Source organism: Nitrosospira sp. TNL300 (assembly GCF_055385915.1).
Window position 1 is genome coordinate 338,912 of the sequence record NZ_AP041005.1, and the last position, 13,177, is coordinate 352,088.

The 13,177-nt window shown below is 51.9% G+C and carries 11 protein-coding genes; 7 read left to right on the forward strand and 4 right to left on the reverse strand.

Translation table 11 applies throughout. From position 1 onward, the window contains the following. Nucleotides 1–8 precede the first annotated feature (8 nt). Entirely contained in the window at nucleotides 9–1,388 is a 1,380-nt protein-coding gene (locus ACZ5BW_RS01565; RefSeq protein WP_464541863.1) for a hypothetical protein, read from the reverse strand. Between the two features lie 175 nt (nucleotides 1,389–1,563). On the opposite strand from ACZ5BW_RS01565, the gene ACZ5BW_RS01570 reads away from it, so the two are divergent. From ACZ5BW_RS01570 to ACZ5BW_RS01595, 6 genes are all read left to right on the forward strand, one after another. After that, on the forward strand, nucleotides 1,564–1,953 hold the full coding sequence (locus tag ACZ5BW_RS01570; RefSeq protein WP_464541865.1) for a Fur family transcriptional regulator: 390 nt from the start codon (nucleotides 1,564–1,566) through the stop codon (nucleotides 1,951–1,953). A 78-nt stretch (nucleotides 1,954–2,031) separates the two neighbouring features. Then, a complete protein-coding gene (locus ACZ5BW_RS01575) occupies nucleotides 2,032–2,385 on the forward strand; it encodes a hypothetical protein (protein WP_464541867.1) in 354 nt (117 codons plus the stop codon). A gap of 322 nt (nucleotides 2,386–2,707) precedes the next feature. Beyond that, nucleotides 2,708–4,699, forward strand: a complete 1,992-nt coding sequence (locus ACZ5BW_RS01580; RefSeq protein WP_464541869.1) for a TonB-dependent receptor — start codon at nucleotides 2,708–2,710, stop codon at nucleotides 4,697–4,699. A gap of 165 nt (nucleotides 4,700–4,864) precedes the next feature. Further along, nucleotides 4,865–6,109, forward strand: coding sequence for a lipoprotein-releasing ABC transporter permease subunit (locus ACZ5BW_RS01585; RefSeq protein ID WP_464541871.1), 1,245 nt, complete (start codon nucleotides 4,865–4,867; stop codon nucleotides 6,107–6,109). After that, a complete protein-coding gene (gene lolD / locus ACZ5BW_RS01590; RefSeq protein WP_464541873.1) occupies nucleotides 6,102–6,779 on the forward strand; it encodes a lipoprotein-releasing ABC transporter ATP-binding protein LolD in 678 nt (225 codons plus the stop codon). Before ACZ5BW_RS01585 ends, lolD begins: the two co-directional genes overlap by 8 nt. 306 nt (nucleotides 6,780–7,085) lie before the next feature. Beyond that, on the forward strand, nucleotides 7,086–7,337 hold the full coding sequence (locus ACZ5BW_RS01595) for a type II toxin-antitoxin system RelE/ParE family toxin (RefSeq protein WP_464541875.1): 252 nt from the start codon (nucleotides 7,086–7,088) through the stop codon (nucleotides 7,335–7,337). An 87-nt stretch (nucleotides 7,338–7,424) separates the two neighbouring features. On the opposite strand, the gene ACZ5BW_RS01600 is transcribed toward ACZ5BW_RS01595, so the two are convergent. From ACZ5BW_RS01600 to ACZ5BW_RS01610, 3 genes are all read right to left on the reverse strand, one after another. Continuing rightward, a complete protein-coding gene (locus ACZ5BW_RS01600; protein WP_464541877.1) occupies nucleotides 7,425–8,225 on the reverse strand; it encodes a hypothetical protein in 801 nt (266 codons plus the stop codon). 15 nt (nucleotides 8,226–8,240) lie between these two features. Next, nucleotides 8,241–9,362, reverse strand: a complete 1,122-nt coding sequence (locus tag ACZ5BW_RS01605; protein WP_464541879.1) for an ImmA/IrrE family metallo-endopeptidase — start codon at nucleotides 9,360–9,362, stop codon at nucleotides 8,241–8,243. A 334-nt stretch (nucleotides 9,363–9,696) separates the two neighbouring features. Further along, entirely contained in the window at nucleotides 9,697–10,029 is a 333-nt protein-coding gene (locus ACZ5BW_RS01610; RefSeq protein WP_464541881.1) for a hypothetical protein, read from the reverse strand. 349 nt (nucleotides 10,030–10,378) lie between these two features. Here ACZ5BW_RS01610 and ACZ5BW_RS01615 point away from each other — a divergent pair, with 349 nt between their 5' ends. Then, nucleotides 10,379–13,177, forward strand: coding sequence for a hypothetical protein (locus tag ACZ5BW_RS01615; protein WP_464541883.1), 2,799 nt, complete (start codon nucleotides 10,379–10,381; stop codon nucleotides 13,175–13,177).

Here is a 13,177-nt window from a genome sequence, read left to right on the forward strand (position 1 = left end):
AATGTTGTTCAGTCGAAGAGAAGGGTTGATGATTTCTCATGGGTTGCGGGTACAGGCTTGATTTCCAGTACAGGGAGCCACCGAGGCGCTTTTTTTTCGGGGGCGTATGCGCCCATTCTTTTCATGTCGTATGAACTGCCATCGAAATCCCGATCGGCGTCCGGATAGACGGTAAAACGAGGAATATCTTCCGGGTTCCTTGTTACCTTGGGCAGGGCAGCCGCCAAGGGACTGAGGTTCATCTCTCCCAGTGGCGCAAACGGGCGAGCAAGATAGCTCGGGGCCTCGTCGAATTTGCCAACCAGATTGCTTCCCGTGAATTCGCTGTTTACGGGCGATTCTGCGAAAACGATATTTGAAACGACAAATTGGGGATACCCTGAGCCTAATCCGCGATGGACCAGCCTGATGCCCGCTCCCTTCGCTAACACGGTGTTGTGGAAAACGCTGACCGATCGAGGCGTGTCATTGTGAGGCTGGATGCGAACTGCATCACCCATATGATTTACAAACACGTTATTGTACAGGGCAATGTTACCTTCGCCCTGGAACAATGATTCGTGCGGATTCTGATAAAAGAAATTGCCATAGATGAGATAAAGATCATTTGACCCGGGACCGGTAAGAGGCCAATGCCCGACCAGTACGTTGGGGCGTGCCGACTCCCCGGATACGCCGTTAGCCTTGCTGAAAACATTATGGCGAATAATCGTTGTGTTACGTCCGTGCGGTATTCCCGGCAGCACTGGACGAGGCGCTTGATGCTTGATCTGCAAGTTGTAGCCAATTGTGCCAATGATCAGATTGTGCTCGATCAAGCCTGTCACAAACGGCGCTTGACCATCTGAATTGCCGAGGTAGATTCCCGTGCCGGCGCCTTCGATGATATTGTTGCGTATTATCCAGTTCCAGGCAGGGCATTTGGTGGAGATGGCAACGGTCTGCTGATTATTGCCATGGCCGCGCACGCGTAACCCCTCGAGGGTAATGTGATGTGCCCAGTCGGCATGCCCCTCGCATCTTACCCCGTCCACCGGTAAGTTATTGCCCTCGATGTCCAGATCGCGAATGACAATATAATCGGAATTGAGGATGCTGAGGGTGTTGTGATCCGGTCGCGCCAGGAAGACTGGCCGGTTTTTTTCGTTGGATCCGCTAATCGTGATGCGCGCATCCGGGGTTCCATGAAGATGGTGGACTGGCAACCCCTCCTTATAATCCCCTGGCGCGAGTTGCAGGTGGTCGCCCGGCTTGAGTCCCTTCAGTAGCTTCCGATAATTGGAGGGCGTTCCCCTATACGTCGTGACCGCAGAAGCGGGTGCACATCCAGAAACGATGTGGGCGAGCATGCTCGCAAGCAGTAAAAAAAGAACGCGTCCTGGTTCCATCGTTATTTGTTACAACTGTCCTGCCATCAATGCACTGTGAAGGCAATGCGATGATGCATGCCGGCTTCGTCGCGCGAGATTGCAAATGCTTGCCTTTTCAGCTATAGTAAATGCAACTCTGTTGCAAATCCACAAATCCATTTTTTTGGTTAATCTTCAGAAAAAAGCCGAAGAGATGATCCGTCACCGCGGGGAGCGTATCACCCCCGGACGGATTCATATTCTTGCCATGCTACTGTCGGAACGGCGGGCTGTCACGCATCACGAAATTGAAGAGCGATTGAAGGGCGAACACCGATTTGATCGGGTCACGCTCTATCGTGTGCTGGAGTGGCTGAATGAGAAAGGTTTTGTGCATCGGTTGGTGAGTGCGGATAGAGTCTGGCGTTTTCGTGCCAACATTCATGAACATTCCCAGCCACATGCTCATTTTGAATGCTTGCGTTGCACAAAGGTAGTCTGTCTCGATGACTTCGAGGCTGTGCATGACTTTGAGCTGCCGGCAGGTTACCGCTCCCGGGAAGTTGATCTGACCGTTAAAGGCTTGTGTGCCGAATGTACCTGATCGATGAATCGTTTGCTGGTGCAGTAAAGACGCCGGATGAATAGCGGTTGGTCGATAATGTTGCGTAAGCAATTATTCTTGGTTCTGGCGCTCGCGCTAGCATGGGTGCCCGTCCTTCAGGCGGCGCATGCGCTGACTCACGTCGGGGAAATCACCTCCAGCCACATCGTTTCCGAACTGGAAACGGTGGAGGGCGCCGCAATCGAAAGTGTAATCCCTCCTGTGGCTGACGAGGTGGATGGCGAGGCGGACAATGACCGGCTTTGTCTCGACTGCCTTGCGCTGACAGGTTTCAGCGTTATTTTCTCTATCCTTGTAATTGTATTTTCGAGTCAGACAAGACGCCAGGCGCGTCTTTATCGAAAACCACAGCCTCTTTTCTTCAATTCTTATACTCCCTACTTCACGCGCGGCCCCCCCGCGCAAGCATAGCGCCTATAGGCTATACAAGGCCATACGGCGGTATTGGCGGTATTCCGCCAGGAGATTCTGACCGAGATCGTCAGGTGTTTGTGATCGATCGGGCAGATATCCAGTAATCCAGTAATCCAGTAATCCAGTAAATCGATATTTATCCAGGGTGATCAGCGTCCGACCATATCTGCCGCCTCTTTGCGGCGGTAAAGTCGCGTCACTCTGATTACCAGTTTCTCTGCAGGTTCAGGTAATCAACATGAGTTGTACAGATTGTGATTTTGCGTGTGCACCTGTTCTCCGTGCACATGGAGGACCGAGGTCATACGCTGCGTTAGCAATGGCAACGTTGCTGCTTGCGCTCGATGCAGCCTCCGTTCAGGCTCAAGAAGCGGAGAAAATTGAGGTGCTCAATCCCGTAGTTGTCACCGCAACACCTTTTGAGGACCGCACTGAGCTGGATATAGCCCAGCCTGTCTCTATATTGAAGGGTGATGATTTGCGGAGGAAACGCGAAGCCAGCCTGGGGGATACCCTCTCGCATGAGCTGGGCGTGACATCGAGTTTTTTCGGACCAGGCGCCGGGCGTCCCATTATTCGCGGCCTCGATGGGCCACGCGTCCGGGTGCTTGAAAATGGTATCGGTACGCTCGATATCTCTTCGATCAGTCCGGACCACGCCGTTACTGCCGAATCGCTCAACGCGTCGCAGATCGAAATCCTCCGTGGTCCATCAACCCTGCTCTATGGCAGCGGCGCGTCGGGTGGCGTGGTCAATGTCGTGAATGGGCTCATTCCAAAACAACTGTTCAAGTCGATAAAAGGCAACATCGAAGCGCGTGGCAACACAGCTACCGAGGAACGCGCCGGCGCCTTCAATGCAAGCGGCAGCATCGGCCAAGCGTCCTGGAGTGTGGGCGGTTTCAAGCGCAAAACCGACGATTACCATATCCCGGGACGTGCAAATGAGAGTGATCCCGGAAGCCGGAAAGGAATTGTCGAGAACAGCGCCATCAATTCCGGCGGCCTGTCAGGAGGCGGTTCCTACGTCGGGGAAAGAGGTTTTGTAGGCGGCTCAATCTCCCGAATGGACAACGAATACGGCATACCCAGCCCGGAAGGCTCGAAGATCGATCTCAAACAGACGCGCTATGATTTGGCGGGTGAGCTGGACAAACCCATGGCCGGTTTCGAGAAGCTCAAGGTGCGCATGGGTTACAATGACTACAAGCACAATGAAATCGAAAGCACCGGCGAAGTTGCGACCCATTTCAAGAACCGGGGGCTGGAGAGCCGCGCCGAGCTCTCGCATTCTGCTGTGGCAAACTGGAAAGGCGTATTCGGCGTGCAGTTTCGTGATCGACATTTTTCCGCCTTGGGCGAAGAGACCGTGGTACCCGTTACCAACTCACACTCGATAGGCGTGTTCCTGGTGGAAGAACGCAATTGGAATCGATGGCGTCTGGAACTCGGCGGTCGCGGCGAGTACGCCGCCCAGAATCCCAAAGACAGTCATCCGTCACGTTCCTTTGGTCTCTACAATGTCTCCGCCGGGATTTTATGGAAATTCCTGGATGGCTACGGATTGTCATTGACCGGAGTTCGTGGTCAGCGCGCGCCCGCGACAGAGGAACTGTATATCCATGGCGCGCACCGTGGAACCGCCACCTTCCAGAACGGAAATAATGGATTGAGAAGCGAGACCACAAACAATGTTGATCTGGCGTTGCGCAAGACCAGCGGTATGGTGACGTGGAAGATCAATATATTCCATAACTGGATCGGCAATTATATTTTCGTCCGAAGTGCGGATACGAATGGAGATGGCGTACCTGACCGTGTGGACCCGGAAGGAACGCTCGACCTGGCGGGCGAGTTTCTGGTACAGAACTTTGCACAGGGCGGAGCCAGATTTTACGGTGCCGAAGCAGAAACCGTTCTCACGTTGAAGCCGGACGAAATCAATCTGCGCCTGTTCGCGGATTACGTACGGGGAAAACTCAATAACGGAGGCAATGTGCCGCGCATCACGCCGTTACGCTTCGGTCTGGAATTCAATCATAGAACCGGCCCCTGGACGTCGAATATAAGTGCGACCCGCGTGATGCGCCAGAACGATGTGGCGGAACTGGAGACAAGCACCCCCGGGTATACGATGGTGAACATGGAGGTAAGTTACCGCATCAAGAAGACGCGCTCCAACGGCATTCGAATCTTCCTCCAGGGCAGAAACCTGCTCGATGAAGAAATGCGTGTTCATACCTCTTTCCTGAAGAACTTCGCGCCGTTGCCGGGCAGAGCGCTCGTCGCTGGCCTGAGAGGGGAATTTTAGCAGGCAGAGCAAATTCGACCGGGTGATCAGCCTTCAGGGCACTGGTGCTGTGGCAATGTAGGGGCGCTCGGATGCGTCTCTGACCGCAACACTCAAGCTCTCCTGTTAACCTAGCCCAGAATATGTCAAACTTCGGGGTTACGTCCTATTCGACTATATCGATCCGTGTCTTCGTACGAACTCTTCATCGGTTTGCGTTACACCCGCGCCAAGCGCCGCAATCACTTCATCTCATTCATTTCCCTCATTTCGTTGCTCGGCATTACGCTCGGGATGACAGCGCTCATTACCGTTATGTCAGTTATGAACGGATTTCAGAAAGAAGTCCGCTCCCGCATCCTCGGTGTCGCGGCGCATATCCAGGTGAGCGGGGTGGACGGCAGGCTCACGGACTGGCGGAAAGTTGCGGAAGAAGCACTGAAGCATCCCGAGGTGGAGGCTGCTGCACCCTACATCGGCGCACAGGGAATGATTTCGTTCGATCAGTCCGTGAGCGGCGTTGCGGTGCGAGGCATCCTGCCTGGCATGGAAGATCATGTGGCGGATCTCGGACGGATGATGATAGACGGCAGACTGGAAAACCTCGCGCCGGGAGAGTTCGGCATGGTCATCGGCCGCGAGCTGGCGCGCGCGCTGGGGGTTTTCACGGGTGACAGGATCGTTTTAATCTCGCCACAGGGACAGGTGACACCCGCAGGCATCATACCGCGCCTCAAACAGTTCACCATTACCGGTGTATTCGAGGCGGGACATTTCGAATACGACTCCGGGCTGGTGCTCATCCATCTGGCAGATGCACAAAAGCTGTATCGCATGGAAAATCAGGTGTCAGGCGTTCGCCTCAAGTTGCATGATCTTTTCAAGGCGCCGCAAGTCGCGCAAGAGCTCGTGCCGCTGATTTCCAGCGACGTTTATATCAGCGACTGGACGCGTCAGCACGCCAATTATTTTCGCGCCATACAAATCGAGAAACGCATGCTCTCGCTCATTCTCGCGCTGATCATTGCAGTCGCCGCGTTTAATATCGTCTCCACACTGGTGATGGCCGTGACGGACAAGCAATCGGATATTGCGATATTGCGCACGCTGGGTGCGAGTCCACGCAGCATCATGAAAATCTTTATCGTGCAGGGAACCTGGATCGGAGTGGTCGGTACCACATTGGGCGTGATCGGCGGCGTGTTGCTTGCCTACAATGTGGAGGCGGTCATTGCAATGATAGAGCGCTTGTTCAGCGTGCAGTTCCTGTCCAGGGAAGTCTACTATATCAGCGAAATTCCCTCCGATCTGCAGCTCGATGACGTGATCGCCGTCGCTGTCGTTTCCTTCGTGCTGACACTGCTGGCGACGCTCTATCCGAGCTATCGCGGCTCGAGGATCAATCCGGCCGAGGCGCTGCGGTATGAGTGACAATATCATTTCCTGCCGCAGCTTGCGAAAGAGCTATTATCAAGGCCAGATTGAAGTGCCGGTCCTGATGGGGATAGACCTGAAGGTAGGGAAGGGAGATACCGTCGCTATCGTCGGCGCATCAGGCTCGGGAAAGAGCACGTTACTGCACCTGCTCGGGGGCCTCGATGTTCCTACCGGGGGCGAAATCCGCATCATGGGACAGGAAATTGCTGACATCGGTGAAGCAGAGAGATGCGAGTTGCGTAACAGGTCACTCGGTTTCGTTTATCAGTTTCATCATCTGCTGCCTGAGTTTACCGCGTTGGAAAACGTGGCCATGCCGCTTTTGATCCGTCGAACGGCCAAGGCCAAAGCCTACGACAGCGCCCGTGGAGTTCTGAAGCAGGTCGGTCTGGGACACCGGCTGACGCACACTCCTGGAGAGCTTTCGGGAGGCGAGCGCCAGCGGGCTGCCGTGGCGCGCGCACTGGTGACCCGGCCAGCGTGCGTGCTTGCGGATGAACCTACGGGTAATCTCGACCGGCGAACTGCGGGAGAAGTGTTCGATCTGATGCTCGAGCTCAATCATGATGTTGGCGCGAGCCTTGTCATTGTCACACATGATCCCGATCTTGCCAGAAAGGCCGGGCGAACCCTGCATCTGGAGGATGGCATCCTGACCGCCTGAGGCGCAGGGACTGGCGGCCCGCGCAGGTTGTCCCTATCCAGCTTCCATGAGCCCTATCAATCTTCATCATGGCGGCCTTCGTCAGTTGCTCAGCCCTATTGCACATCGAGAGGTCCCCTAGTCTAAGGGGGATCGTCAAACAATCTTTGGCTTCTCGGGTTGCGCTTGAGCCAAACGTGAGCAACTCACCCGCGATGGTTTGGCCGATGTTGATGCCGGACGTGTCGTAGATCACGCTTCAATTAGTGCCTGGCTAAAAGCCTCGATGAGTCTGCTTAACTCGTGGCGCGCAAATAGACGACGAGCGTGGAGCGTGATCTGGTTCGACTCCATGCCTTTCTTGCATCTGTAAACCCTCATGCAGTGGGGGCAAGTGTGCAACAGCTGATGAGCGGCGCAGAACAGCTTTTGAAGTTTCCGCAGTTGGGCGTACCGCTTGATGAATTTGCTTCACGGGATGTGCAGCGGGTAATCGTCGGTGATTATGAGGTACGTTATGAACGCACTCCCACTACGATTTATATCCTTCGCCTCTGGCATGCCCAGAAGGATCGATAAATGACATAGGCATTAATACCGCTATTGAACGTAATTCCTGGAGCAACAGCAATGGGCCACAGCTGGTGTCGTATTCGCCCGCCGCGGCTATTTGGGTTCGATGTTCTCGCCCTCTGCGATGTCAAAGAGCATCCCCATGCGCGGAACGTACGCTCCATCAGGGACGCCTGCGAAACCATGTGCCTTGACCCCACCCATAGTGAATTCGAGCTCATATTTGTCATCCGCCCACTTCAACCGGACCAAGCGCATGGCAAAGGCAACCGGCTCCTTTGCCCTTAGCCTTTGGCCGTTCTGAATGCCACCCTGCACTTCGATCTCGCCTTTACCGACTCCTGTGATCTCTGCTTTGGCGCCGCCGCCAGCCTGTATATTGCCATCCGTTTTCACCTCTAGTTCGCTGCAATAGAGAAAAGAGTAGGCGATATACACCTTATTAGCCTTAAGAAACTCCACGCCGAGCTTTTTGGGGTCATATCCCTCCAGAGCGTCGAGCACCGCCCCAGAATCGACGCGGTGCACCCTCACATTTTTGAATGTGAACTGGCGACCGTCGCCCGCTCCGAATCCGGCATGGGCTTCGGGCTCACCCCCGACCCCAAATTTAGCAAGGACCCACGAAAAGAGGCTAAAGCTGGCCTTGCCTTCAACTTTGCCAACCATGGCCTCTTCGAGATCGACAGCCGCTGTATCCACAACTTCCAACCCAGGTACGTTCTGCTTTCCAGGGAACAGATTCTTGCGGCTGCGCAGGACCTGGAGGCTATCCTCCTCGTCCAGAATATAGGCGGTCGGTGGCTCCATTTCGCCCTCAGGCGCCCGGATAGGTATATATCCTTTATTGTTGAGGAACTCGAATAGTCTATCGTTCAGGTCAATGATAGGCATAGATATCTCCTTATTTTACTGTAGTAGGATCGAACGTAACTTCGGCCAGGTCGCTACGACGGTAGTGGCTGGGTCGTGATAGGGATGGTACACATCATGCAAGGTCGGTTGATCCGATCGGTAGAGATGATCCAGCAGTTCCACCTGATTCCACATCCACACGAGCGGGAAACTGATCTTCTCCATCATAGGGAGGAGGCGATCGAGCGGGAGTTTGTTCCAACCAACCTCCAGCAGGAACGAGGTCATCATTGCGGTGAATTCCGCCTCGGTCAGCCCATCGTTTGTGGGACCGCCTGCCACCGCCGCCTCGGCCGCACGCATTCTCATGCTGAGCGTCATCGCGGAGCTTGTCGCCAGTGCCACACATATTTCGTCGGGCAACCCGTTGCGCAGTACATCGAGCAGCGACTGTATTCGCTCTGCCGGGGTCGGATAGTCCTCTGGGAAGCTCACTCCAAAGCTCTGCAGCGCCGAGAACAGACGTGGCACGATGAAGCCGCCGGCGACGACGAAGCTGAACTCGTTCGGGTAGTGGCAGAAAAGCTTCAGTAACGCATCGAACCCCCATCGATCCGCCTCGTCCTCCTGCTTAGCGCGTGGTTCACTCTTACGCCCCCGGTGTAATGCAGCATGGCCATATTCGTGGAGCGCGATGAAGCACAGCGCGGCGGCGCGGTGAGTTGCCGCTATCTCGCTAACCGCATCGCTCAGTGTGGGAAGTTGTGGACGTTCCTGATTGCTGTCGAAGAACTTCTTCCAATTGGCATAGCAGCGGTACAGTAGATCATTGGCGCTATCGAGCGGGAGTGCCGTCTGTTCATCCCGCCACCGTCCTGAGGCGAACAGCGAGTTGACTACATCGTCCGTGAATAAGATTAATCCCTGATGAATGATAAGGCTGATGCTGCCGTCGGCATGATGATCGGTATAGGCATCCGGGGAATTCAGACACACGATAGAGGGCACGGTGCCGCGCAGTTCGCATTTGATCTGAGTGGAAAACCACCCCAATTGGTTGATCCGACTCCACGCATCAGCGAACACCGCCGCCACCTCGGCGCTAGGTGGCTTTAACCATGCTGTCTGCCGTCTCCGCTGCGCCTCGTTCATATCGTCTGTCTGATCGTCAGACATTTGATCCCCCAGAAATGCCTGCCGATGACTAAAGATTAGAGGTAATTCATATTCCGATTGAACCTATAATCTAAAAAACAATTAATGATTGAAGCCTCTAATCTAAACCAAAAGACTATGTTTGAAGGATAGACAAAAAAAGAGCAAATGTTGTAACAAAACTGCTAAATTTCAGTTAAATTTTACAAGCTGAAAATTTAAGATCCCTTAATAATATATTTTATGGTGTACTGAATTAGGCCAGATAGGCTGGACTTTATTATTAATACCTCCGTAGGCGATACCGCCGAATAAACAGGTTTAGCATAATTCTGAAAAGGGCTAACAGTCGTACTCAATTTTCATTCGTTTTAGCGATGTTATGAATCTTTGCCACCCATCTGGGTTTCGGCATAGCTTTTCTATCCGTACCCAATCTATAGAAATGAGATTTATCAGGCGATATCTGTAATACTTTTCGAGCCTGTGTTAATTGTCTATTCACCCCTGGCTGGAGCTTCTGGTGCACCTCATCGTGTTTGGCAAATGCAGAACGAAGCTCCAGCCAGAACTTTGCTCGATTTGTTCTCGCTGCGAGAGCCGTGTTCAATGCGGCGGAAATAAATGCTCCAGCAGCAATTACAACACCAAGAATGGTAGCAATATCTTTAATCTCTCCGAGAGTCATTATATAAGCTCATCCCATAATTAGATAACATTGAGGACTGCAAGATTTGCTATATGGGTGTCCATAGAGCTGCCCTATAGGTCGAGCGTGAAGCACGCAATGCGCTAGCCCGAGCGGTGTTCTTGTATCGACTGGGTGAAATCCGGGCTGAATTCCTCGCGTTATAGCGGTGATCATGAAGTCGAATGCCTGACCAGTCGGAACATCGGTAGAAAAAAATCCGAAATTGATATTTCCAATATCGATTGATTTACCAGGGCGACCGATACTTTTAGTAGGATATTTACTATGAGCGATATAAGACGAACATTCGTTTATCATTAGCTATGCGATATAACAAAGGCGATACATGAAATCAAGGCTGGTCCAATTTATGGGAAGTTACGATTGGCCTCTCATTCTCTTGCAATGTGCGCCCATCATGCTCTTTCTACCATTGACAGGATGTGGATCATTCACGCCCTTTTCAGTCGATGCCGGATCGATAGATGAAGACTCGCCACAAACCTCTGCACGCATTCGCTTAAGTCCACCTCAGGTATTTACCCGCGAACGATTGATTAATGATCGCCTAAAAGAAGGCGGATTTCTTATTGATCAGTTGGAACGCAGTGGTAAAGATCCCTTGGGGACGAGCCTTGCACGGGATTTGCAAACGATTTCCGCGCTTGCTGCGGATTTATCACTTAGCTTTGATCCTGCCGTAAAACTTAATTTTCAAAATAGTAGCCAGCAAGCCGATTTGCAGCAACAGATCGTTGTCGCCCAGCTCCAAGGTCAATTACTCACCCTTCAAAACCAGCTCAAAGCACTTCAGACGGGGACAGGACCGGGTCCTACCGGCCCTGCCGGCGCTACCGCCACCACAGTTCAACCCGGAATAGACACCCAAGAGTCTGATGAAAGATTAAAAAGTCTTCATGAACGTATCGACAAAATGCTAGACAAGCTTTCCCAGCTTGTTTCCGCATCTCCAAGGAGTAATCTTCTGACGGGCACTTTGGAAGATGAATTTGAAGATCGACTTGCTCTGCGCGCCCGCATCCGCGAAGCCATCAACGCGAATGCCCTCGACGACGCACATGACATGGAAGGCAACGCGCTTTATCACCTTCAATTCACCGCAACGCTTCTGCCGGGCAAAAACAAGAGCCAATTTGGCCTTGCCCGTCTCAGAATCGAATCCCCCGAGTTTTCTCAAGACGACATTGACTTACTCTACTTCACCTGGCTTGCATATCTCACCAGCAGAATGAACCAGTCAATCGAAAATCTGGAGAATGATGAGCACGACAATAAAAAAGTAAGCGAGAGTGATAAAAAGGAGACAAAAAGGTCCATTGAGCGCTTGAGCTATAGAGTATTGGGACCTCTGACTGGCTTATATGATGTCGCTCGGGTAAAGCTAGATGAGTCAGAAATTCTGGTTGCGGTGCCGCCAGGCCACAAAAACGGCTTGGAATACAATCAAGACGAGAACAAAGAAGTTATAAAGTTAGCAGAGGAGCTTCGCGCAAAGGACGAAAAAGATTCTTTACGTTTTCTTAAGGGGCTGACATCTCCTTCACATAAATTCGATAACTCAACGACACTGGATGTTCTTCTAGTATTTGCTCACGCACTTGTAAACACGGCTCCCTCGGTACAAACAGCGGTTTTTGCTCTTGACGATCGCAGCCATACTCATGATTCGAAAGAAGCCTCTATGAGGCACAAACTAGAAATATTCATAGATTCCTACAGGGCTGTTCAATGGATTCTAAATAGTTTTAAGGTGGCCTGCGATAATAAATATATCATTGATGCAAAAAATTGCTCGAAAGTTAATGAATGGCGAATAAAATGGCAACCTTGGCGAAAGAAAACTATTTCCATAAGTGCCCCCGATCTTTTTTGTCAAGGCTTACTAGATGCTAGCTGTCCCGGATATGGGACCGCTTCTCAGAAATCCAAATCTGTGGCTGATAAAAAGGGCGTGGCATATCCCTATAGCGCCGACCCTGTACTTAGAACCCAGCGGGTATCAACCATTGCAAGTGCGGCAAATGCATTGGACCTCGCAATGGCTATCTCAGCACAAGTGCCGAAGTTTCCTATTAGCCTTGGCGGTTCGTCTGGTTATTCCCAACGGGCAGCAGCGCGAGCGGATGCGATAGATCGTGTGCCACAAGTTTTTGGCTTTGCTGGCAGTTACGAGGAGGACATGAAAAACGAGAATGGAAAATCGAAGGGTACCACTCCGTATACAGGAATGTTTAAGAAGAGATCTAACCTGGTTAATAAAGAAACACCTGAGAATGGAGAAAAATCATCGGCAAACAATGTGAAATATGAGTTTGGCTGGCTATTTGGTCCAAAATTAGTACTAGATCCCGGCGGAAACAAATTGTTGCTTCGCCAAAATGCGCGCACAGAAAAAGTTAGCGCCGACATATCTGTTCCGAGCTGGTGGCCGAGAGCTACCCTCTCTGTAACGACGGGCTGGAAAGGAAATTTTTCTGGCGAGGGAGAATTTCTGGAAGAAGGTAAAGATCGAAATATATGGGGACATGAAATAAATCGAACGGCGCATTACGAGTTGCCAGTTCGATTCAAACTCAACGCTACTGCCTTGGATGCAATGACTGTCCGGCTTGCTCAAACGCTTACCGGGCAGGGGTTTCATCAGGCGCGGATAGATAGGGTGGAGCCGCACACGATTCAGTTATGCCAAAACTCTTCCAATAAAAAACTCACACTGCTGATTTACGGAATGGATCTTTGGCGCAACCCAAAGATTTTTTATGGAGGGGCGGAAAGTACTTCTATTGAAGTATTGCCGGACATGGCAGGAATTTCCGCAATCATTGACCCGTCATTGTTATCGAAAACTGTACCTGGAATAAGAAAAGAACTGCCACTTACAATTTGGACATCTCACGGTAGTGTAAGTTTTCCGCTATACATAGAGTGGCAGGCTTGCAGCGGAGAGTTGAGTAACTCGACCCGCTCCTCCACGCTTCAAATTAAAAGCAGTATTACCTCCATTACTCCAGATCCTAATAATGCAGGCAGCTTTCCTATTCAGCTCACGTCTCCATCAACAGTTTCTTCCATAACCCTTTTCGTGAAGGGAGCAAATTTTGCCAAGATACCTAGGGTCTGTTGA

Excerpts from the sequence above, each read along its gene's own strand:
- ACZ5BW_RS01615 (WP_464541883.1), top strand. The coding sequence starts at position 10,379 with ATGAAATCAAGGCTGGTCCAATTTATGGGAAGTTACGATTGGCCTCTC.
- ACZ5BW_RS01600 (WP_464541877.1), bottom strand. The coding sequence starts at position 8,225 with ATGCCTATCATTGACCTGAACGATAGACTATTCGAGTTCCTCAACAAT.
- ACZ5BW_RS01580 (WP_464541869.1), top strand. The coding sequence starts at position 2,708 with ATGGCAACGTTGCTGCTTGCGCTCGATGCAGCCTCCGTTCAGGCTCAA.
- ACZ5BW_RS01565 (WP_464541863.1), bottom strand. The coding sequence starts at position 1,388 with ATGGAACCAGGACGCGTTCTTTTTTTACTGCTTGCGAGCATGCTCGCC.
- lolD (WP_464541873.1), top strand. The coding sequence starts at position 6,102 with ATGAGTGACAATATCATTTCCTGCCGCAGCTTGCGAAAGAGCTATTAT.
- ACZ5BW_RS01610 (WP_464541881.1), bottom strand. The coding sequence starts at position 10,029 with ATGACTCTCGGAGAGATTAAAGATATTGCTACCATTCTTGGTGTTGTA.
- ACZ5BW_RS01605 (WP_464541879.1), bottom strand. The coding sequence starts at position 9,362 with ATGTCTGACGATCAGACAGACGATATGAACGAGGCGCAGCGGAGACGG.
- ACZ5BW_RS01570 (WP_464541865.1), top strand. The coding sequence starts at position 1,564 with ATGATCCGTCACCGCGGGGAGCGTATCACCCCCGGACGGATTCATATT.